The organism is Pseudomonas sp. GR 6-02, from assembly GCF_001655615.1.
In the GTDB taxonomy this organism is placed as follows: Bacteria; Pseudomonadota; Gammaproteobacteria; order Pseudomonadales; family Pseudomonadaceae; genus Aquipseudomonas.
In genome coordinates this window covers 1,565,764-1,585,637 of the sequence record NZ_CP011567.1, presented here as the reverse complement: position 1 = coordinate 1,585,637, position 19,874 = coordinate 1,565,764, and the positions used below count along the sequence as shown (strand labels likewise).

Below are 19,874 nucleotides of genomic sequence, written 5' to 3'. Positions count from 1 at the left end.
ACAGACGCTAGATAACTACCTTGGCCCGCCGCAGCGCTTCAATCCGCTCAACACTAAACCCCAACTCCCCCAACACCTGATCCGTATGCTGCCCCAGCCGGGCGCCGATGTGCCGTGGCTCAGGCAACCCCGCTGAAAACTTCAACGGACAGGCCATCTGCGCCTGGGTCGAGCCATCGCCCCGCGGCACCTCAGCCACCAGTTCCCGCGCCTGCAACTGCGGATGCCCGACCGCTTCGCCCAGGCTCAACACCGGCTCGACACACGCATCGGCCCCGGCAAACAGCTCACACAGCCAGGCAAAGTCGTGTTTTTCGAATTCAATGTTCAGCGCGTCCTTGAGCGCCCGTTGCCGGGCGGGGTCGGACGACAGTCCCTCGGCCGCCAGTTCCGGACGGCCGAGCACCGTGCACAATTGCTGCATGAACCCCGGTTCCAGACTGCCCACCGACAACCAGCGGCCATCGCGCGACCGGTAGTAATCGTAGAAGCTGCCGCCGTTGAGCATCTGCTCTTCCCTGCCCGGCTCAACGCCGCAGGCCAGGTAGCCGGCACCGGCCATGGCGTTCAGGCTGAAGGCGCAGTCAGTCATGCTCACATCCAGATGCTGTCCCTGCCCGGTCTGCTGCCGCGCGATCACCGCTGCCAGCAGCCCGATCACCCCATGCAACGAACCGCCCGCGACATCTGCCACCTGCATACCCAACGGCAACGGGCCGCTGTCGGCGCGGCCGGTGTAGCTCGAAAGCCCCGCCAGCGCCAGGTAGTTGATGTCGTGTCCGGCGCGGTCCTTGTAAGGGCCGGTCTGGCCATAGCCGGTGATCGACACATAAATCAACCGTGGATTGATCGCCTTCAAGGCTTCATACCCCAGGCCCAGCCGTTCCATCACGCCAGGGCGGAACTGCTCCAGCACAATGTCGTAGTCCGCAAGCAATTGCTTGATCACTTCCAGCGCCTCGGGCTGCTTGAGGTCCAGCGCCAGGCTGCGCTTGTTGCGATTGAGGTAGGCGTGGCTGGCCGACACCCCCTGATCATGGGGCGGCAGCACCCGCAGCAAATCCGTGCGGGTCGGCGATTCGATGCGCAGCACCTCGGCGCCCATGTCCGCCAACAGCAACGAGGCGAACGGCCCCGGCAGCAATGTCGAGAAATCCAGAACCTTGAGTGATGCCAGTGGACCGAGCATGAGCGTTCTCCAGTGCAGTCCCCCAAGCCTAGGCAGCCCGGGACATTGCAGCAATCACCTTATGTGCCAGTGACACTGACCGTTACGCTCAAATCGCAGGCAACAAAAAACCCGCCGAAGCGGGTTTTTCATTTACAACAAGGCTTACTTGGCGTTCGTCGGGGTTGCCCCTTCGACGTGGCCCAAAACATCATCTTTAGGCTCGTCGGCAATGCCGCGACCGCCCGAGGCCAGCTCGGATTGCAGCACGTCGGTGTCGAGTTCCTTGACCCACTTGGCCACAACAATGGTGGCAACCGCGTTACCGATCAGGTTGGTCAACGCGCGGGCTTCGGACATGAAACGGTCGATACCCAGGATCAGCGCCAGGCCGGCAACCGGCAGGTGGCCAACAGCGGACAAGGTAGCGGCCAGTACGATGAAGCCACTACCGGTCACGCCAGCAGCGCCTTTGGAGGACAGCAGCAACACCACCAGCAGAGTGATCTGGTGAGTGATGTCCATGTGGGTGTCGGTGGCCTGAGCAATGAACACTGCCGCCATGGTCAGGTAGATCGCCGTACCGTCGAGGTTGAACGAGTAGCCGGTCGGGATCACCAGACCTACCACGGATTTCTGCGCCCCCAGACGCTCCATTTTGATCAGCATGCGTGGCAGTACCGACTCCGAAGAGGAAGTACCCAGCACGATCAACAGCTCTTCACGGATGTAGCGGATCACTTTCAGAACGCTGAAGCCGTGAGCACGAGCAATACCACCCAGCACCACCAGAATGAACAGCAGGCAGGTGATGTAGAAGCAGGCCATCAATTGACCGAGTTGCACCAGCGAGCCAACGCCATAAGCACCGATGGTGAACGCCATGGCACCCAAGGCACCGAGCGGCGCGAGCTTCATGATCATGTTGATGATGTTGAACATCACGTGGGCGAAGCGATCGATGAAGTCCAGGATCGGCTTGCCGTAGGCACCCAGGCGATGCAGGGCGAAACCGAAGATCACCGAGAACATCAGCACTTGCAGGATATCGCCCGTGGCGAACGCACCGAAGATGGTGGTCGGGATCACGTTCAGCAGGAAGCCAACGACGCTTTGATCCGCACCGGCAGCCACGTAGGTTGCGATTTTGGAGGCATCCAGCGTGGTGACATCGATGTGCATGCCGTTACCCGGCTGCACGATGTTGACCACCACCAGACCGACCAGCAGTGCAATTGTCGAAACGATTTCGAAATACAGCAGCGCGTAACCGCCGGTCTTGCCGACCGACTTCATGTTCTGCATGCCCGCGATACCGCTGACGACGGTGCAGAAAATGATGGGAGCGATGATCATTTTGATCAGTTTGATGAACCCGTCACCCAACGGCTTGAGGGCTACACCGGTCTGCGGGTAGAAGTGACCGAGCAGGATGCCGATGGCGATGGCAACGATCACCTGGAAATACAGGGATTTGTACAGTGGCTGACGAGTCGTCATTGCAAAGTTCCTCAAGAGCGCCCGGTGACAACATCCATCTGTTGCCCAAGACACTTCAATTGCGAACCCTCCTGCACTGGAGGGATTTGTTTTGTCGAGCTGCGCAACGGCAGGCATCTGCTGGTTGTATCGCAAGGCCCGTGCCACATTCGCCAAAAAGCCTGCGAGCCTTTTGACATCAAGGGTTACAGGTTTCTTTTGGTCACCAACCAGTTACCACCATGTGGCGGATTTCCGCCAACCCACCTGACCTCGTCCTGCAATTTGGCGGATATCCGCCTTGTTCATCGTCGATGGGCACCGCTACCATCCATTGCTCAGTGGACGGACCTGCCCCATGCGTGAACGCACCATCGCCAGCCATTTCGCCCGTGCCGCCCTCGGCGGCGCACGCCGACGTGGCTACGACTATTCGAGCCTGCTGCAGCAACTGGGGATCAGCCCCGAGTTGCTTGAAGAACCGCGCGCCCGAATCGCGCCGGAACAGTTCACCCGGTTGATCCAGGGATTGTGGCTGGCCCTGGACGACGAATACCTGGGCTTCGGGCAGGCCCCGAGCAAACCCGGCAGCTTCGCGATGATGTGCCACGCGGTGATCCACTGCCGCACGCTGGAGAAAGCACTCAATCGCGGCCTGTTGTTTTACAGCCTGTTTCCCGGGGCGCCGCGTCTGACCTTGAGCCGCGAAGGCGAGATGATTCGCCTGAGCCTCGACGATTCGCCGCTGTGGGACCCGGACCACTTCCTCAGCGAAAGCCTGCTGGTGATCTGGCATCGGTTCGGCAGCTGGCTGATCGGCCAGCGCATTCGTCTGGAGCACGCCACATTCAGCTACCCGAGGCCCGAGCACGGGGCCGAATACGACTTGCTGTTTTCCTGCCCGCTAACGTTCGATACTACTCAGAGTAGCCTGCTGTTCCACAGCCGCTACCTGAACATGCCGCTGTTGCAGGACGAACGAACCCTCAAGCACTTTCTCGAGCGCTCCCCCGCCGACCTGCTGTCACGCCCCGACGAAGGCGACAGCCTGAGCAGCCAATTGCGGCGCTTGCTCAGCCGCGACAGTGCACGCTGGCCGGACCTGGAAGCAGTGGCGGCGCACCTGCACATCAGCCCGCAAACCTTGCGTCGGCATTTGCGTGAGGAAGGCACGAGTTTTCAGGAATTGAAGGATCAGTTACGCCGGGACATCGCGATTTATCACCTGGGGCGGGCGGATCTATCGTTGCAACAAATTGCCGAGCAGTTGGGGTTTTCAGAGCCTTCGGCGTTTCATCGGGCGTTCAAGAAGTGGACGGGTTTGACGCCGGGGGCCTATCGGGCGCAGGAGAACTGATTTCACAACTTTGCAGGCAGCCATGCTGTTGTGGCGAGGGAGCTTGCTCCCGCTGGGTTGCGAAGCGACCCCAAACCCGGCAATCACGGTTTTTCAGACACACCGCAAACTCAGGTTTTGCGACTGCTTCGCAGCCGAGCGGGAGCAAGCTCCCTCGCCACAATAAGTGCTCTCACCACAGACTTTCGTTAGCCTTGCGGATCGAGGTTATCCAGCACCCGGTTGACGGCCAACTCCCCGAGCATGACCACCGATTGAATCCCCAACATCATGTTGCGATGGGGCATGTCCATCAACCCGGCGAATTCACTGAGCATCACGCTCGCTGACGCCAGGGATTCGCAGGCGTTGACCAGCAGTGTTTCGTTATCGACCTTCGCACCCACATGGTAAATGGTGCTGGGTTTGCGCTTGGTGTCTTTGGGAGTGGGTGGTTTGAGGTAGTGGTCGAGGGCGCGGTCGGCGGCTTCGTGGAGTTTTTTGGAATCGAGGGATTCGTAGGGGGATGTTGGATCGGTTTCCGGTGGGTTCGGTGTGATCTTGAACATATGACGCTCCTAGAGTAATGGAGCCGCTACATATCGCTGCTAAACGAAAAAGAGGTGGCGGCTGTACGCGGGTTAGCAGACCAGGACTCTAGAACCCGGCGCACCGAAGTGCCCCACGCAAAGCCGCCATAATATGAACGACTAACGTTGTACGCCTAGAGATGACCCGGGCTGCTAAACCCGATCGCTGATTGGTCAGCGACAAGGAAACGATATAGCCCACGCCCCAGGCGCACTAGCCGGCGGATTCTGGCGTAGTCGTAGGCAGCGGCGCAAGGATATGTAGGTTGGGTGAGTGTCTGGAAATGTCTATTAAACATCGCCTGTTGATCGTTCCCACGCAGAGCGTGGGAACGATCGTTAAACCACCGGAAAATGAATCCGGAACGCCGCGCCGCCCATCGGCGAATCCCCCAGCGTCAGCTTGGCGCTGTAGCTTTCGATGATGTCCTTGACCACCGCCAAGCCAATCCCCTGCCCCGGATGCTGGCGGTCCAGCCGCTCGCCGCGCTCGAGAATCCGTGCGCGTTGGTCCGGTGGTACACCGGGGCCATCGTCTTCAATGCAAAGCTCAATGCTACTGAGGGTTTCGCGCACGCTGATGCGTACTTCGTTCAGGCACAGGCGATAGGCGTTTTCCAGCAGGTTGCCCATCATTTCCAGCAAGGCGCCCTGCTCGATCGGCACGTAGCACTGATCCGGCAGATCGAAGGCGACCCGCACGCGTTTGTCGCGGTAGACCTTGTCCAGGGTGTCGCAGAGGCTTTGCAGCACCGGGCGCAGGCGTACCTGATGGCGCACCAGACCACTTTTGCGCAGGCTGGCCCGTTGCAGTTGATAGCTGATCTGCTGGCTCATGCGTTCGATCTGGGTTTGCAGCACCCAGGCCTGATCGCGCTCTTGCGGCTTTTGCGCCATGTCTTCGCTGACCCCTTGCAACACCGCCAGCGGGGTTTTCAGGCTGTGGGCCAGGTCGTCGAGGGAGTCGCGGTAACGGCTGCGCTGTTCACGCTCGCTGTGCAGCAAACGGTTGAGCGAGCCGGTCAGGCGCAGCAGTTCGCGCGGGTGTTGTTCGCTGAGGCTTTCGCGGGTGCCGCTTTCGATCTGGTCCAGCTCCTGGCTCAGCCGGCTCAACGCCTGCAAGCCCCAGGTCAGGCCGACCCAGAGCAAGACGAGCAACACCAGTAACGCGGCACCGAAGCCCAGGTAGAGGTTTTCCCGCAGGCCTTCGAGGGTGACTTCGTATTCGCGCACCGGTTGCAGCGCGACGATGCTGAACGCCGCGCTTTTGCCGCCGAGCAGCTTGACCTCGACGTCATAGACGAAAAACTCTTCACCATTGGCCTCGCGAATCCTCGCGAACTCGTTCCCGCGCCCGTCGTAACGCGGCTTGTAGTTGATGTTCTCTTCCTGGGTGGCCCTCGAGCGCCAGACCAGGTGACCTTCGCGGTCATAGATGTAGCCGAGCAAACGGCTGTCGGTGAGGTTGAAACGCTCATCGGGTAACTGCGCCGGCATCTGCAAGCGGTTGTTATCCACCCGCGCGGCGGAGATCAGCGTGGTGACATCCGACGCCAGGCGCTGCTCGATGGAGTCCTGCAACGCCAGGCTGAACGCGCCCTGCATCGCCGGCAGTAACGCCAGCATGAACAACACCGCCAGGGTGGTGGCGGCGAGCATCAAGCGGACACGAAGGGAACGAATCAAGTGCAGCGCTCATTGAACAGGTAGCCGAGGCCACGCACGGTATCGATCGGCTTGAACCCGGCCGGGCCTTCGAGTTTGCGACGCAAGCGGCCGACCAGCACTTCGATCACATTCGGATCGCGCTCGTCGTCATCCGGATAGAGTTGCTCCATCAAGCGGTCCTTGGCCACCACTTGCTGGTGATGGCGCATCAGGTATTCGAGGATCCGGTATTCGTAGGCGGTCAGCGCCAGCGGCTGGTCATCGAGGGACGCCTGTTTGCGATTGAGATCCAGCACCAAGGGACCGGCGACGATGGTCGACTGGGTGAAACCGCTGGAGCGACGCAGCAAGGCATTGAGCCGGGCGTCCAGCTCTTCGAACTGGAACGGCTTGACCACGTAGTCGTCGGCACCGGCGGCGAGGCCTTCGACCTTGTCTTGCCAGTTGCCGCGCGCGGTGAGGATCAGGATCGGAAACGTCTTGCCCTGGGAGCGCAGCTGACGAATCAGGTCGAGCCCGCCCATGCCCGGCAAACCGAGGTCGATCACCGCCAGGTCATGGTTGAACTGCTCGGCCTGATGCAACGCATCGATGGCGTTGGCCACGGCCTCGACCACGTGGCCGCTGTCCGTCAAACGGGTCTGCAGGTGATGGCGCAACAGCGCTTCATCTTCGACAACCAGCAATTTCATAAGGCTCTCCGGGGCAAATCAACATCTCCAAAGGTCAGTCAAGCCTGCTCCCACAGGTTGCGAGGCTTAACTGACTGGCAACCAAACGCTGTTTAGAAAGCGTAGTTGGCGGACAAGTACGTCTGGGCGCTGCTGGTCAAGTCCAGCGACCCCTGTTTGCTGCCGCCGCGCTCGCTCATCTCGGTGCTGGCGTTGCTACGCAGGTAACGGTAACCCAGCTCGACCGAGGTGTTTTGCGTAACTTGCTGCAACACGCCGAGCTGGCCGCCAATGGCGTAACCGATGTCGCTGTCGCGGCTGAAGCCTGGCGATTCCTGGGTCATTTTGGTCAAACCGGCCGTGGCACCGCCGAACAGTTTGGTGCTGCCACCCACTGGGTAAAACAGATCGTAGCTGCCCAGCAGGTTTTCCTGACGCAGTTTAATGCCATTATGCGAGCCCGACACGTTGTCGTAAGTGGCGTAGTAGCGGCCCTGGCTGTCTTGCTGGCCCACACGCAAACCCCAGGTGTTGTCCTTGCCGATCACACCGTCGGCGTTCGGGTGGTTGAGGTTGTCGTTCAGGGCACTGGATTTTTTAACCTTGTCGCTGGTCTGGCCAAAGGTCAGCCCGGCAAAATTGGTGGTGTCGGCGTGGGCGGCAACACTGGCGCCCATCACGGTGAAAGCCAGCAGCAGCTTTTTCAAAGTAGTCATTGGGGAATTTCCTCATGCGCTATGTGCTTTTTGGGTACGGGGCAAGGTTACTGACCTCACCCTGTACAGCCCCTGAACGCACTCTGAACCTGAGCTGAATCAAATCGGCTACGCTTTCTTGACGTTTGTTTGTAAGGAGATTCAGCCATGCGTGTGTTGCTCGCCCTTGTATTACTGGCCGTGAGCGGGGTCAGCCAGGCCGCCATCAAGACCCAGGAAATTCCCTATCAGAGTGCCGATGGCACCAAGCTGATTGGCTATTACGCCTACGACGACGCCATTAAAGGTCCGCGTCCGGGTGTGGTGGTGGTACATGAATGGTGGGGGCTCAACGACTACGCCAAGCGGCGCGCACGCGATCTGGCGGGTCTGGGCTACAGCGCACTGGCGATCGACATGTATGGCGACGGCAAGAACACCGAACACCCCAAGGACGCCATGGCGTTCATGCAAGCCGCGACAAAGGACAGCGCAGCAGCCAGCGCGCGGTTTCAGGCCGGGCTCGATTTGCTGAAGAAACAGCCACAGACCGATCCGGCCAAACTGGCGGCCATCGGCTATTGCTTCGGTGGCGCAGTGGTGCTGAATGCCGCACGCCAGGGATTGCCGCTGGCGGGCGTGGTGAGTTTCCACGGTGCACTGGCGACCAATACGCCGGCGGTGCCTGGCAGTGTGAAAGCGAAAATCCTGGTGGAGCATGGCGCCCTGGACAGCATGGTCACAGCGGAAAACGTGACGGCGTTCAAGGCGGAAATGGACAAGGCCGGTGCCGACTATAAATTTGTCAGCCTCGAAGGCGCCAAGCATGGCTTCAGCAACCCTGATGCGGATCGTCTGAGCCATGGCGATCATGGCGGGCCGGACATTGGTTACAACAAGGCCGCCGATGAGAAGTCGTGGGCGGACATGCAGGCGTTTTTCAAGAAGATCTTTGGCTGATCAGATAGACCTCTGTGGCGAGGGGGCTTGCCCCCGTTGGGCTGCGAAGCAGCCCCAAAACCTGCAATCGCATGTCGACAGACACACCACGTTGACCGGGTTTACGACTGCTTCGCAGCCGAACGGGGGCAAGCCCCCTCGCCACAAAAGCCCTGCTGCCACTACCCAGCCATTGAGCTAAACGGCAAAATGCCCGTCATGAATCCCGTCCCCGCCCTACCCGCCTGCTGCACCCCGCTCGACGCCCATTGGCCGCTGCCGTTTGTGCTGCCCGATACGGTCCTGCTGGGCACTCACTTCGATACCAAGCAATTGGCCAGCGATGATTTCCAGCGCAGCGCCATCGAGCCGCCCGCGAGCATCCAGCGTTCGGTGGCCAAGCGTCAGGCCGAGTTTCTTGCCGGGCGGATTTGCGCTCGAGCCGCGTTGCAACAGCTGGAAGGGCTGAGCTTCATTCCGGCCATTGGTGAAGACCGCGCACCGGTGTGGCCAGCGCATATCACCGGTTCGATCACCCACAGCACCGGCCGGGCCGCGGCGATTGTCGCGAACAAGGCCCATTGGCGCGGCTTGGGAATGGACCTGGAAAATCTGCTCGACGCAGAACGGGCCGAACGCCTGGCCGGAGAGATTCTCACCGGGCCTGAGTTGCAGCGCTTGACCGCCGGGGCTCGCGATCAGTTGGCGATGGTGGTGACGCTGACGTTTTCGGTGAAGGAAAGCCTGTTCAAGGCGCTCTACCCGATCGTCCAAAAGCGCTTCTACTTCGAACACGCCGAAGTGCTGGAGTGGAGCGAGGGCGGTGAAGTGCGGTTGCAGTTGCTGACCGACCTGTCCAGTGAGTGGCGCAGCGGCACCGAACTGGACGCGCAGTTTGCGGTGATGGATGGGCAGTTGTTGAGTCTGGTCAGTATCAAGGCCTGAGGGTTTGTAGTGGCTGTCAGGGCCTCTTCGCGGGCAAGCCTCGCTCCTACGGGGTTTGTGTCGATAACGAAATGGGTGAACGCCCCCCCCCCGATCTGTAGGAGCGAGGCTTGCCCGCGAAGGCGATTGCCCTGACACCAACAACCTCAACGCCGCTCCTGATTCCTCGGCCAGCTCAAACTGAAACACGCCCCGCCCAGGCTTTTGCTCTTGCTGATCAGCGCTCGCCCGTCGTGCCAATGGATGATCCGCCGCACAATCGACAACCCCAGCCCATGCCCACCCGAGGCGCGGGTACGGCTGTCGTCGAGGCGCAGGAACGGGGTGAAGATTTTCTCCCACGCGGTTTCCGGCACGCCCGGCCCATCATCCTCGACATCCACCCGACAGCGCTGCTGCCCCACCTGATAGCTGACAGTCACCCGTGAACGGGCATGGCGCATGGCGTTGCTCACCAGGTTCTGCAACGCCCGGTGCAAGTAGCGCGGCTCGGCTTCAACCCAGGCGCCGTCGCAATCGGCGGCGGACAGGCACAAGCCGCGCTGCACCGTGACCTCGGCGCGCAGAGGTGCCAGTTCCTCGATCACCTGATTGACCAATGCATCCAGATCGATCCGCTGGAAATTCAGCGCCGGCGAGCCCTGCTCCAGCCGCGCATAGGTGAGCATCTCGTCGACCAGTCGATCGAGGTCCTCGATGTCGTGGTCCATGCCCTCGCGGTATTTCTCCAGCGCCTCAGGCGTGCTGGCCGAGCCGATCATCTCCAGGCCAAAGCGCAGGCGCGCCACTGGTGTGCGCAATTCGTGGGACACGGCACGCACCAGTTCTCGCTGAATCGCCAACAATTGCTGCAAGTGCTCGGCCATGCCGTTGAACGCCGAGGCCAGCCGCCCCACCGAGTCGGCGCCACGGGCCGGTACGCGGGTTTCCAGGCTGCCCTTGGCAATTCGCGTGGCGGCGGCTTCCAGACCGCGCAAACGACGCTCCAGTTGCCGCACCAACAGATAGACAATCAAACCAATCAGGCTCAAGCCAAGCGCCGCGATCAGCACCAGCCACTCGGGCGGGTAAGGATTCATCTGATACAGCGGACCGATTTCCAGCACCCACGGTGTACCGACCATGCCGGCAAACACCCGGATCGAATCGCCGCCCTTGCCCAACGCCATCACTGTGTCGCCTTCAGACACGCGGCGGCTCTGGTCTTCGTCCATGTCGGCCTCATCAACCGTCACCAGCCGCAGATCGAAGCCGAAACCCTTATCTTCCTTTAACTGCTCCAGACGCTTGGGCTGCTCGGCCACCGGGTAGCGCACCAGTTCATCGGCCAGCAGGTAGATGGTCGCCCGCGCCAGTTGCTCGCTGATCTGCTGGACTTCACCGGTGAGCACCAACTGCTCCTTTTCGCTGACCAGGCGATAAACCTTCGCCGCATGCGGACCGGTCTGCTCCACCAGGGCCTGGCCGTGCAACACGCGGGTGCGCTGGGTCAGGTCGAGGTCGGTCTGGGGGAACGTCTTCAGCGCCAGCGGAATCCCGAGCAAGCGCTCCCACAACAGCAACGCCCGATGGCGCTCGGTTTCGTTCATCGGTTGCAGGTTATCGGCCATCAGCGAGAAGGTGCCGTGGGCCAGGCGCTCGCGGTACTGCTCGCTGCGTACCTGATTAAGCAGGTGCAAGGCCAGCACACCGAGCACGGCCACCAGAATCAGCGCCGCGCACATGCCGCCATAAATACGCAGGAAGATCGAGTTCACAGGGTGCAGGCTTCCGGCACGAACAAATAGCCTTTGCTGCGGACGGTCTTGATCAGCCGCGGATGGTCCGTGTCATCGCCGATCTTGGGGCGGATGCGCGAGATGCGCACGTCGATCGAGCGGTCCTGGCCGTCATAACCGATACCGCGCAGCGCGGTGAATATTTCTTCGCGGGACAGAATACGCCCGGCATTGGCCACCAGCAGCCAGAGCAGATCGAACTCGGCACTGGTCAATTCGATGCCTTTGTCATGCAGCCAGGCTTCGCGCAATGCGTTGTCCACCACCAATGGGCCGAACTGCAGGCGCCGTTGTTTTTCCTGGGGCACTTCAGGGGTTTCACTGCGCCGCAGCAGAGCCTGGATGCGCGCCAGCAATAAACGCGGACGCACCGGTTTGCAGACGTAGTCGTCGGCGCCCAGGTCCAGGCCAAGAATCTGATCGGTGTCATCGGTGCGCGCGGTGAGCATCAGGATCGGCCCGTCATAGCGGTCGCGAATCTTGCGGCAAATGCTCAAGCCATCTTCGCCGGGGAGCATCAGGTCGAGAATCACCAGGTCCGGTTTCTCCTTGATGATGCGTGCTGCGGCCAGGGCGCCATTACCCTCGATCGATACTCGCAGGCCATTGGCTTCCAGGTAATCGCGGGTCAGTTCGGCCAGACGCTGGTCGTCCTCGACAATCAATACCTGCCAGGCTTCTTGCTCCACGACGACCTCTGCTTGCCAACACCATCAATAAGGAAGGATCCACCCGTCTTTTTGTAATGATTGGGGAGGATAAGAATGCATCTGCATGGGCCGATTGTATAAACGCCACACGTCTGGAACACAAGCCGGTAAATGCGTTCGGACACAACGGTTTTTTGTGATAGGGTTCGCGCCCTTAAAAATCCGGATGACTGTTTTCTGTCGCTGAAAATCAGTGAAAAATGGTCGGCTCCAGCTAGGTCGCGGCCTACACGCCCGTTCCCTCTTTCACACACAATTTACGCACAGGTTTATCCACAGGTAGTACGTTGCAACACCCTCCAAAACGCATTATCTTGTACCTCGGCGCAAAAAAAACCCTACATGTAGGGTTTTATGCCAAAAACCAAACACAAACCGGACACCGATTTCAAGCGCTTTTATTGCCTCTTTCCGGTTGAACCAAACGTATTTTCGAAAGACCAAACCGCGTGTGCGGATGGCTACTGTTTTTAAGCCCGAAACGGCGATAACGGTACGGGTGTTGCAGTCATTTACTGCCACTCAAAACGGAATTCGGTTTCAGGCCCAAGGCGTGACACCAAAGACTTCGGCATGGAAGCGGCGCCCAATAGCCCCCTTCCTGATCTGTCCCGAAGTTGGTATGCCCGGCCCTCGCCGGTTGTAGTGCTTCAGGACAGAACGGTGGGCACCGTGATGGTGCCCAAACAAACATAGAGAATGTGGAGACAACCCCCCATGCAAACCGACACAACTCGCGAGAACCCGCAAGGCACCTTGCCGCAGGCCGCCGATTCGAATTCGGATCTGTCCGCCACCGCGCCTGGCCAACTGCGCGTGATCAAGCGTAACGGCACTGTCGTCCCTTACACCGATGACAAGATCACCGTCGCCATCACCAAAGCGTTTCTCGCAGTTGAGGGCGGCACCGCTGCCGCTTCGTCGCGAATCCACGACACCGTTGCCCGCCTGACCGAACAAGTCACCGCGACTTTCAAGCGTCGCATGCCTTCGGGCGGCACCATCCACATCGAAGAAATCCAGGACCAGGTCGAACTGGCCCTGATGCGTGCCGGCGAACAGAAAGTCGCCCGCGACTATGTGATCTACCGTGACTCCCGCGCCAAAGAGCGCGCAGCGCACTCCCCTGCCGAAGAAGCCGTCAACGCTCACCCATCGATCCGCATCACCCGCGCCGATGGCAGCCTCGCACCGCTGGACATGGGTCGCCTGAACACCATCGTCACCGAAGCGTGCGAAGGCCTGGAAGAAGTCGACGGCGAGCTGATCCAGCGCGAAACCCTGAAAAACCTGTACGACGGCGTGGCCCTGACCGACGTCAACACCGCCCTGGTGATGACCGCCCGTACGCTGGTCGAGCGTGAGCCGAACTACTCGTTCGTGACCGCCCGCCTGCTGATGGACACCCTGCGTGCCGAAGGCCTGGGCTTCCTCGGTGTCGCCGACAGCGCGACCCACCACGAAATGGTCGACCTGTATGCCAAGGCACTGCCTGCGTACATCGCCAAAGGTATCGAATTCGAATTGCTGAACCCGGTTCTGGCGTCCTTCGACCTGGAAAAACTCGGCAAGGCGATCAACCACGAGCGCGATCAGCAGTTCACGTACCTGGGCCTGCAAACCCTGTACGACCGTTACTTCATCCACAAGGACGGTATCCGCTTCGAACTGCCACAGATTTTCTTCATGCGCGTGGCCATGGGCCTGGCGATCGAAGAGAAGCAGAAAGAAGACCGTGCGATCGAGTTCTACAACCTGTTGTCGTCCTTCGACTACATGTCCTCGACCCCGACCCTGTTCAACGCCGGTACCCTGCGTCCACAGCTGTCGAGCTGCTACCTGACCACCGTGCCGGATGACCTGTCGGGCATCTACCACGCGATCCACGACAACGCCATGTTGTCGAAATTCGCAGGCGGCCTGGGCAACGACTGGACCCCGGTTCGGGCGCTGGGTTCGTACATCAAGGGCACCAACGGCAAATCCCAGGGCGTCGTGCCGTTCCTGAAAGTGGTGAACGACACCGCCGTCGCCGTTAACCAGGGTGGCAAGCGCAAAGGCGCTGTCTGTGCCTACCTGGAAACCTGGCACATGGACATCGAAGAGTTCATCGAACTGCGCAAGAACACCGGTGATGACCGTCGTCGTACCCACGACATGAACACCGCCAACTGGATCCCTGACCTGTTCATGAAGCGTGTCTTCGATGACGGCAAGTGGACCCTGTTCTCGCCGTCCGAAGTACCGGATCTGCACGACCTGACCGGCAAGGCCTTCGAAGAGCGTTACGAGTACTACGAAGCCCTGACCGAGTACCCGGGCAAGGTCAAGCTGTTCAAGACCATTCAGGCCAAAGACCTGTGGCGCAAAATGCTGTCCATGCTGTTTGAAACCGGCCACCCATGGCTGACCTTCAAAGACCCGTGCAACCTGCGCAGCCCGCAGCAGCACGTGGGCGTGGTTCACAGCTCGAACCTGTGCACCGAGATCACCTTGAACACCAACAAGGACGAGATCGCCGTTTGCAACCTGGGCTCGATCAACCTGCCGAACCACATCGTCGACGGCAAGCTGGACACCGCCAAGCTGCAACGCACCGTGAACACCGCCGTGCGCATGCTCGATAACGTGATCGACATCAACTACTACTCGGTGCCGCAAGCGAAGAACTCCAACTTCAAGCACCGTCCGGTCGGTCTGGGCATCATGGGCTTCCAGGACGCTCTGTACCTGCAGCACATCCCTTACGGTTCCGACGCTGCCGTCGAATTCGCCGACAAGTCGATGGAAGCGGTCAGCTACTACGCGATCCAGGCTTCCTGCGACCTGGCTGACGAACGTGGCGCCTACGAGACGTTCCAGGGTTCGCTGTGGTCCAAAGGTATCCTGCCGCTGGATTCGCAACAGATCCTGATCGAGCAGCGTGGCCAGAAGTACATCGACGTTGACCTGAACGAAACCCTGGACTGGGCACCGGTTCGCGCCCGTGTGCAGAAAGGCATTCGTAACTCCAACATCATGGCCATCGCACCGACCGCAACCATCGCCAACATCACCGGCGTGTCGCAGTCGATCGAACCGACCTACCAGAACCTCTATGTGAAATCGAACCTGTCGGGCGAATTCACCGTGATCAACCCGTACCTGGTTCGCGACCTGAAGGCTCGCGGTCTGTGGGACTCGGTCATGATCAACGACCTGAAGTACTACGACGGTTCGGTGCAGCAGATCGAGCGCATCCCGCAAGAACTCAAAGAGCTCTACGCGACTGCCTTCGAAGTGGACACCAAGTGGATCGTCGACGCCGCCAGCCGTCGTCAGAAGTGGATCGACCAGGCTCAGTCGCTGAACCTGTACATCGCCGGCGCTTCGGGCAAAAAACTGGACGTGACCTACCGCATGGCCTGGTACCGTGGTCTGAAAACCACTTACTACCTCCGTGCCCTGGCCGCAACCAGCACCGAGAAGTCGACCATCAACACCGGTAAGCTGAACGCTGTTTCCAGCGGCGGCAACCACGGTGACGACTCGGTCCTGGCAGCCCCAGCCGGTCCAGCTCCAGTGCCGAAGGCCTGCGCCATCGACGAGCCGGATTGCGAAGCTTGCCAATAAGCTGAGCCGGTAGGCGCTCCAGGGCGCTTACCTGAAACCCCCGATGAGCCTCTGGCTGGTCGGGGGTTTTCTTTTGCCTCTGCCTTGTAGGAGCGAGGCTTGCCCGCGAAGAACGATGACGCGTAATACCTGAAAAACCGCAGTGCATTCTTCGCGGGCAAGCCTCGCTCCTACAGAATGAAAAAACCCCTCTTGCGAGGGGTTTCTTATGCAGCACTATCAAGCATCAAGTCATCTGAATGATGGTCTGCATGATGGTGCTCTGGGTGGAGATGGTCTTGGCGTTCGCCTGGTAGTTGCTCTGCGCCTTGATCAAATCAACCAGTTCGTTGGTCAGGTTGACGTTGGACTCTTCCAGCGAGTTGGACACGACCGAACCCAGGGTACCGGTCTTCGGCGCATCGACACCGGCCACACCGGAGGCGAAAGTTTCTTTCCAGCGCGTACCGCCAATTGGCTGCAAGCCTTGCTCGTTGGCGAAGCTCGCCACAGCCACCTGGCCGATGGCCTTGGTTTGCTGGTTGCTGAAGTTGGCGGTCATGACGCCGCTGGCGTCGATGGTCAGGCTGGAGATCTGGCCGGTGGCGTAGCCGTCCTGGTATTGGGCGGTACGGGCGGTTGGCGAGTTGTAAGAAGTGGTCAGCGCCATGTTGAACGCGATACCGCCAGTGGCAGCGACGGAACCGTTCGGCCCCCAAGTCACAGGAATCGTTGCGGCGTTGGTAATGGCACCTGGCACCCAACCGGTCATGGTCAACGTGTTGCCAGTCTGGGTCCAGCCGGCACCCGCCGTCAGCGTGTTAATGCTGCCGTCGGAGTTGAAAGTGATGTCAGCGGTGATCGGCACTGGAGGCGTGGTTGCAGGGTTGGCCGGGGAGCGACCGTCCATGTAGGTATAGACACGCCAGGCATTGGTACCCGTTTTCACGTAGTACTGATCCATGGTGTGCTCGTTACCCTGGCTGTCGTAGACCTTGGTGGAAATGGTCTTGTTATAGCTGTTGGTATCGGTCGGGCTGAACGGGGCCACGGTCGGCGTGGTTTCCGCCGAGTTCAGGTTCATCGTCTGATCAACCTTGGTAGTCGGATTCGGCTTCAGGCTCGAGGTGTCGATCTTCAAGTCAGTCAACACACCGTTGATGATCTTGCCATTGGAATCGACGCCATAACCCTGCAAGCGGTTGCCGTTGTTATCGACCACAAAGTTTTGAGCATCGGTCTTGAACGCACCGGCACGGGTGTAGCTCAGGGAACCGTTGTCGCTGAGGATGAAGAAGCCGTTGCCCTGAATACCCATGTCCAGCACGTTGCCGGTGTTGTTCACATCACCCTGGCTGAACTGCTGGGAAACGTTGGCCAGGCGCACGCCGTTACCGATGGTCTTGCTGCCGGTACCCAGGCGAGTGGCCGAGTACACGTCTTCGAATTCTGCACGGGACGATTTGAAACCGGTGGTCGCGACGTTGGCGATGTTGTTGCCGGTCACGTCCAGTTGTTTGTTGGCTGCATAGAGACCGCTAAGGCCGATATTGAAAGACATATTCCACTCCTTTGTGCCGTGTTAGTCGGCTCTATAGACCAATGGTTTGCACTTTGGACAGGGCAACGCTGCCCTGGCCTGCCAGGTTCAGCATCAGCTCACCGCCGGTCTGGCTGATGGTCACGCTGTTGACGGTTGCCGGCAGGTAAGTAACCAGTGAGGTCGCTTTGCCGTCGTAGGTTGCGCTGGCAGAGAAGGAGTACGTGCCGGCCGCGGCGACTGCTCCGGCATCGTTTTTGCCGTCCCAGATGAAACTGGCGTTGCCAGCGCTCTGGCTGCCCATGTCGATGGTGCGGATGGTCTTGCCTTCGGCGTCACTGATTTTGAGCGTAACCGGGTTCGCCGACGCCGGCAGCACAACCGTACCGTTGAGGTTCTTGGAGGTGTCGACCACGGCTTTGCCGGTCTGCGCGATGACCGAACGGCCCACCAGCGAAGAAGCCTGCAGGGCTTGCGACGAGTTGTAGTTGCTGGCAATGCCGCTGACGGTGTCGTTCAGCGTGGTGATGCCTTCCAGACTACTGAACTGCGCCAACTGGGCTACGAACGCGCTGTTGTCCTGAGGATCGAGCGGGTTCTGGTTTTTCAGCTGGGTGACCAGCAGTTGCAGGAACGCATCCTTGCCCAATGCCTTGCTGCCGGTGGCACTGCTGGTCGCCGCGGAAAGACCATCACTGGTGGTCGTGGTCTTGACCGAAGAGTTGGCCAGGACATCCTTGAGGCTTACGCCGCTGGTGGTATCGGTAACACTCATCGAAAGTCGCCCCTTATCACTGACCGAGGGTCAGGACCTTCTGCATCATGGTTTTGGCGGTGTTCATCATTTCGGCGTTGGTCTGGAACGAACGGCTTGCGGAAATCATGTCGGCCATTTCTTCGACGACGTTGACGTTCGGGTAGTAGACGTAGCCCTTGGCATCGGCGGCCGGATGATTCGGCTCGTAGCGCGCTTCAAGGTTGCTCTGGTCTTCGACCACACCCAGCACTTGCACGCCTTGACCGGCCGCGTCCTGGTTCTGGAACAGCGAATCGCTGCCGCCGCTCTGGCCGCCCTGGAACATGGTGGCGAACACCGGGTGACGGGCGCGGTAGGTCTGGTCGATGCTCGACGAAACGGTCTCGGCGTTGGCGATGTTACTGGCAACGGTGTTCAAGCGAGTGGTCTGGGCACTCATGCCGCTACCGGCAATGTTGAAAACACTGGACAGGGACATGAATTACTCTCCGCGCAGGGCTGACACCAGCCCTTTGAATTTACTGTTGAGCAGGGTGAAGCTGGCCTGGAAGTTGACCGCGTTTTCCGCGTAGTTCGACTGTTCCAGTTGGGCATCCACGGTGTTCTGGTCGATCGACGGTTGCATCGGCGTGCGATACATCAGCGACTCGTCGCCATTGCCCAGGCCTTCAGCTTCGATGTGACGGCTGTTGGTCATGCTCAAGGCGAACTTGCCGTTTTTGGTTTTCTCGTTCTGCTCGGCGAGCACTTTCGAGAAGTCCAGATCCCGAGCCTTGTAGTTCGGGGTGTCGGCGTTGGCGATGTTGTTGGCCAGGACTTCAGCACGCTGAGCGCGGAAGCCCAGGGCTTGTTCGTGGATACCGAGCGCTTTATCGAAGCTGATGCTCATGTCGGGAAACCTTCGGGTGACCTGATTTTTCGTAACGTGAACATAGCAAGCGGCGTGCCAATTCAAAAAAGCCCGTAAACCGGGGCTTTGCGAGCAGTAACGAGGTGGCAATGCCAGAAAAGCGGCAACCGATTTCCGCCGCCTGCCGCTTTTCTGCCGCTTCTCACCATCCAAAGAACGCTACTTGCCCCTGTGGGAGCGTGGTGTCACAGGCATAAAAAAACGGGAGCCCTAATGGACTCCCGTTTTTTATGCCGTCAACGAATCACTTCGCCTGGTAAATGATCCCCGGGCTGCACTGGACCATCTGGTAATGGTCCGGCAAACCGTTCAGCGCTTCGGACGCGCCAAGGAACAGATAACCGCCCGGCTTGAGCGTGCTGTGAATGCGCAACAGGATGTCTTTCTTCACCTCGGCGGAGAAGTAGATCAGCACGTTGCGGCAGAACACGATGTCAAACTTGCCCAGGCTTGCGTAGCTGTCCAGCAAGTTGAACGAGCGAAACTCCACCCGACTCTTGATTGGTGCCTTGATGGCCCAGCGCCCCGGCCCCTTGGGGTCGAAGTAACGCTGAAGGCGCTCGGGCGACAGGCCGCGACCGATGGCCAGGCTGTCGTACTCGCCGGTCTTGCAGTTGGTCAGCATGCTGCCGGACAGGTCGGTGGCAACGATCTGCACGCCCATCTTCAACTGGCCCATGTTGACCCGTTCGAACTCATCGATGGACATCGACAGCGAATACGGCTCCTGACCCGACGAACACGCCGCCGACCAGATCCGCAGGCGCTGACCGGGGCTGGCCTTGATCGCTTCAGGCAATACCTTGTTCTTCAAGACTTCAAACGGATAGGTGTCACGAAACCACAGGGTTTCGTTGGTCGTCATGGCATCCACCACCATCTCGCGCAAACCGCTGCGCGGCTGGGTCTGGATGCGCTGAACCAGCTCACCCAACGATTTGATGCCCTGCTGTTCCATCAGTTTGTTGAGACGGCTCGAGACCAGATATTGCTTGTTTTCACCGAGCAAAATGCCACAGGCTTTTTCCAGGAATACCCGGAACTGTTCGAAATCCAAATTACCCGTAGACAAAGATACCGCCTCTTAAATCGTGTTG

17 protein-coding genes are annotated in these 19,874 nt (G+C 59.7%); 4 read left to right on the top strand and 13 right to left on the bottom strand.

Annotation, left to right across the window (positions count from 1 at the left end; all coding sequences use genetic code 11):
* Positions 1-7: 7 nt before the first annotated feature.
* Both PGR6_RS06840 and PGR6_RS06835 read right to left on the bottom strand, forming a co-directional pair.
* Entirely contained in the window at positions 8-1,189 is a 1,182-nt protein-coding gene (locus PGR6_RS06840; RefSeq protein WP_064616502.1) for a CaiB/BaiF CoA transferase family protein, read from the bottom strand.
* A gap of 144 nt (positions 1,190-1,333) precedes the next feature.
* On the bottom strand, positions 1,334-2,668 hold the full coding sequence (locus PGR6_RS06835; RefSeq protein ID WP_018926306.1) for a dicarboxylate/amino acid:cation symporter: 1,335 nt from the start codon (positions 2,666-2,668) through the stop codon (positions 1,334-1,336).
* Between the two features lie 337 nt (positions 2,669-3,005).
* Between PGR6_RS06835 and PGR6_RS06830 the strand changes: the two genes are divergently transcribed.
* Positions 3,006-4,004, top strand: a complete 999-nt coding sequence (locus PGR6_RS06830) for an AraC family transcriptional regulator (protein WP_018926307.1) — start codon at positions 3,006-3,008, stop codon at positions 4,002-4,004.
* A 188-nt stretch (positions 4,005-4,192) separates the two neighbouring features.
* Here the strand turns inward: PGR6_RS06830 and PGR6_RS06825 are convergent, their stop codons facing one another.
* From PGR6_RS06825 to PGR6_RS06810, 4 genes are all read right to left on the bottom strand, one after another.
* The gene (locus PGR6_RS06825; RefSeq protein WP_007937528.1) at positions 4,193-4,552 is read right to left on the bottom strand and encodes a DUF6124 family protein; all 360 of its coding nucleotides are present in this window, start codon (positions 4,550-4,552) and stop codon (positions 4,193-4,195) included.
* 360 nt (positions 4,553-4,912) lie between these two features.
* A complete protein-coding gene (locus tag PGR6_RS06820; protein ID WP_064616500.1) occupies positions 4,913-6,259 on the bottom strand; it encodes an ATP-binding protein in 1,347 nt (448 codons plus the stop codon).
* Positions 6,256-6,933, bottom strand: a complete 678-nt coding sequence (locus PGR6_RS06815) for a response regulator transcription factor (protein ID WP_064616498.1) — start codon at positions 6,931-6,933, stop codon at positions 6,256-6,258. Before PGR6_RS06815 ends, PGR6_RS06820 begins: the two co-directional genes overlap by 4 nt.
* Before the next feature lie 92 nt (positions 6,934-7,025).
* Positions 7,026-7,628, bottom strand: coding sequence for a hypothetical protein (locus tag PGR6_RS06810; RefSeq protein WP_064616496.1), 603 nt, complete (start codon positions 7,626-7,628; stop codon positions 7,026-7,028).
* Between the two features lie 147 nt (positions 7,629-7,775).
* On the opposite strand from PGR6_RS06810, the gene PGR6_RS06805 reads away from it, so the two are divergent.
* Both PGR6_RS06805 and PGR6_RS06800 read left to right on the top strand, forming a co-directional pair.
* Positions 7,776-8,567, top strand: coding sequence for a dienelactone hydrolase family protein (locus PGR6_RS06805; RefSeq protein ID WP_064616494.1), 792 nt, complete (start codon positions 7,776-7,778; stop codon positions 8,565-8,567).
* A gap of 198 nt (positions 8,568-8,765) precedes the next feature.
* Entirely contained in the window at positions 8,766-9,491 is a 726-nt protein-coding gene (locus PGR6_RS06800; RefSeq protein ID WP_218187809.1) for a 4'-phosphopantetheinyl transferase family protein, read from the top strand.
* Between the two features lie 146 nt (positions 9,492-9,637).
* Here the strand turns inward: PGR6_RS06800 and PGR6_RS06795 are convergent, their stop codons facing one another.
* Positions 9,638-11,248: an ATP-binding protein gene (locus PGR6_RS06795; protein WP_064616490.1), complete on the bottom strand. Its 1,611-nt coding sequence runs from the start codon at positions 11,246-11,248 to the stop codon at positions 9,638-9,640.
* Positions 11,245-11,958, bottom strand: coding sequence for a response regulator (locus tag PGR6_RS06790; RefSeq protein ID WP_064616489.1), 714 nt, complete (start codon positions 11,956-11,958; stop codon positions 11,245-11,247). Before PGR6_RS06790 ends, PGR6_RS06795 begins: the two co-directional genes overlap by 4 nt.
* Before the next feature lie 738 nt (positions 11,959-12,696).
* Here PGR6_RS06790 and PGR6_RS06785 point away from each other — a divergent pair.
* Positions 12,697-15,591 (top strand): ribonucleoside-diphosphate reductase subunit alpha, encoded by a 2,895-nt coding sequence (locus PGR6_RS06785; protein WP_018926318.1) that lies wholly within the window; start codon positions 12,697-12,699, stop codon positions 15,589-15,591.
* Positions 15,592-15,817: 226 nt separating this feature from the next.
* Here the strand turns inward: PGR6_RS06785 and flgE are convergent, their stop codons facing one another.
* The 5 genes from flgE to cheR all read right to left on the bottom strand — a co-directional run bounded on the left by flgE (position 15,818) and on the right by cheR (position 19,849).
* On the bottom strand, positions 15,818-17,131 hold the full coding sequence (flgE, locus tag PGR6_RS06780) for a flagellar hook protein FlgE (protein WP_064616487.1): 1,314 nt from the start codon (positions 17,129-17,131) through the stop codon (positions 15,818-15,820).
* 31 nt (positions 17,132-17,162) lie between these two features.
* Complete coding sequence (gene flgD / locus PGR6_RS06775) at positions 17,163-17,885, bottom strand: flagellar hook assembly protein FlgD (RefSeq protein ID WP_064616485.1); 723 nt, start codon at positions 17,883-17,885, stop codon at positions 17,163-17,165.
* A gap of 16 nt (positions 17,886-17,901) precedes the next feature.
* Positions 17,902-18,345, bottom strand: coding sequence for a flagellar basal body rod protein FlgC (flgC, locus tag PGR6_RS06770; protein WP_007937507.1), 444 nt, complete (start codon positions 18,343-18,345; stop codon positions 17,902-17,904).
* Positions 18,346-18,348: 3 nt separating this feature from the next.
* Positions 18,349-18,756 (bottom strand): flagellar basal body rod protein FlgB, encoded by a 408-nt coding sequence (gene flgB, locus PGR6_RS06765; RefSeq protein ID WP_007937506.1) that lies wholly within the window; start codon positions 18,754-18,756, stop codon positions 18,349-18,351.
* A gap of 265 nt (positions 18,757-19,021) precedes the next feature.
* On the bottom strand, positions 19,022-19,849 hold the full coding sequence (gene cheR, locus PGR6_RS06760) for a protein-glutamate O-methyltransferase CheR (RefSeq protein ID WP_026286437.1): 828 nt from the start codon (positions 19,847-19,849) through the stop codon (positions 19,022-19,024).
* Between the last annotated feature and the right edge of the window lie 25 nt (positions 19,850-19,874).

What these genes read in the sequence shown, in the direction of transcription:
- PGR6_RS06840 (WP_064616502.1), bottom strand. Translation starts at nt 1,189, where the DNA reads ATGCTCGGTCCACTGGCATCACTCAAGGTTCTGGATTTCTCGACATTG.
- PGR6_RS06835 (WP_018926306.1), bottom strand. Translation starts at nt 2,668, where the DNA reads ATGACGACTCGTCAGCCACTGTACAAATCCCTGTATTTCCAGGTGATC.
- PGR6_RS06830 (WP_018926307.1), top strand. Translation starts at nt 3,006, where the DNA reads ATGCGTGAACGCACCATCGCCAGCCATTTCGCCCGTGCCGCCCTCGGC.
- PGR6_RS06825 (WP_007937528.1), bottom strand. Translation starts at nt 4,552, where the DNA reads ATGTTCAAGATCACACCGAACCCACCGGAAACCGATCCAACATCCCCC.
- PGR6_RS06815 (WP_064616498.1), bottom strand. Translation starts at nt 6,933, where the DNA reads ATGAAATTGCTGGTTGTCGAAGATGAAGCGCTGTTGCGCCATCACCTG.
- PGR6_RS06810 (WP_064616496.1), bottom strand. Translation starts at nt 7,628, where the DNA reads ATGACTACTTTGAAAAAGCTGCTGCTGGCTTTCACCGTGATGGGCGCC.
- PGR6_RS06805 (WP_064616494.1), top strand. Translation starts at nt 7,776, where the DNA reads ATGCGTGTGTTGCTCGCCCTTGTATTACTGGCCGTGAGCGGGGTCAGC.
- PGR6_RS06800 (WP_218187809.1), top strand. Translation starts at nt 8,766, where the DNA reads ATGAATCCCGTCCCCGCCCTACCCGCCTGCTGCACCCCGCTCGACGCC.
- PGR6_RS06785 (WP_018926318.1), top strand. Translation starts at nt 12,697, where the DNA reads ATGCAAACCGACACAACTCGCGAGAACCCGCAAGGCACCTTGCCGCAG.
- flgE (WP_064616487.1), bottom strand. Translation starts at nt 17,131, where the DNA reads ATGTCTTTCAATATCGGCCTTAGCGGTCTCTATGCAGCCAACAAACAA.
- flgD (WP_064616485.1), bottom strand. Translation starts at nt 17,885, where the DNA reads ATGAGTGTTACCGATACCACCAGCGGCGTAAGCCTCAAGGATGTCCTG.
- flgC (WP_007937507.1), bottom strand. Translation starts at nt 18,345, where the DNA reads ATGTCCCTGTCCAGTGTTTTCAACATTGCCGGTAGCGGCATGAGTGCC.
- flgB (WP_007937506.1), bottom strand. Translation starts at nt 18,756, where the DNA reads ATGAGCATCAGCTTCGATAAAGCGCTCGGTATCCACGAACAAGCCCTG.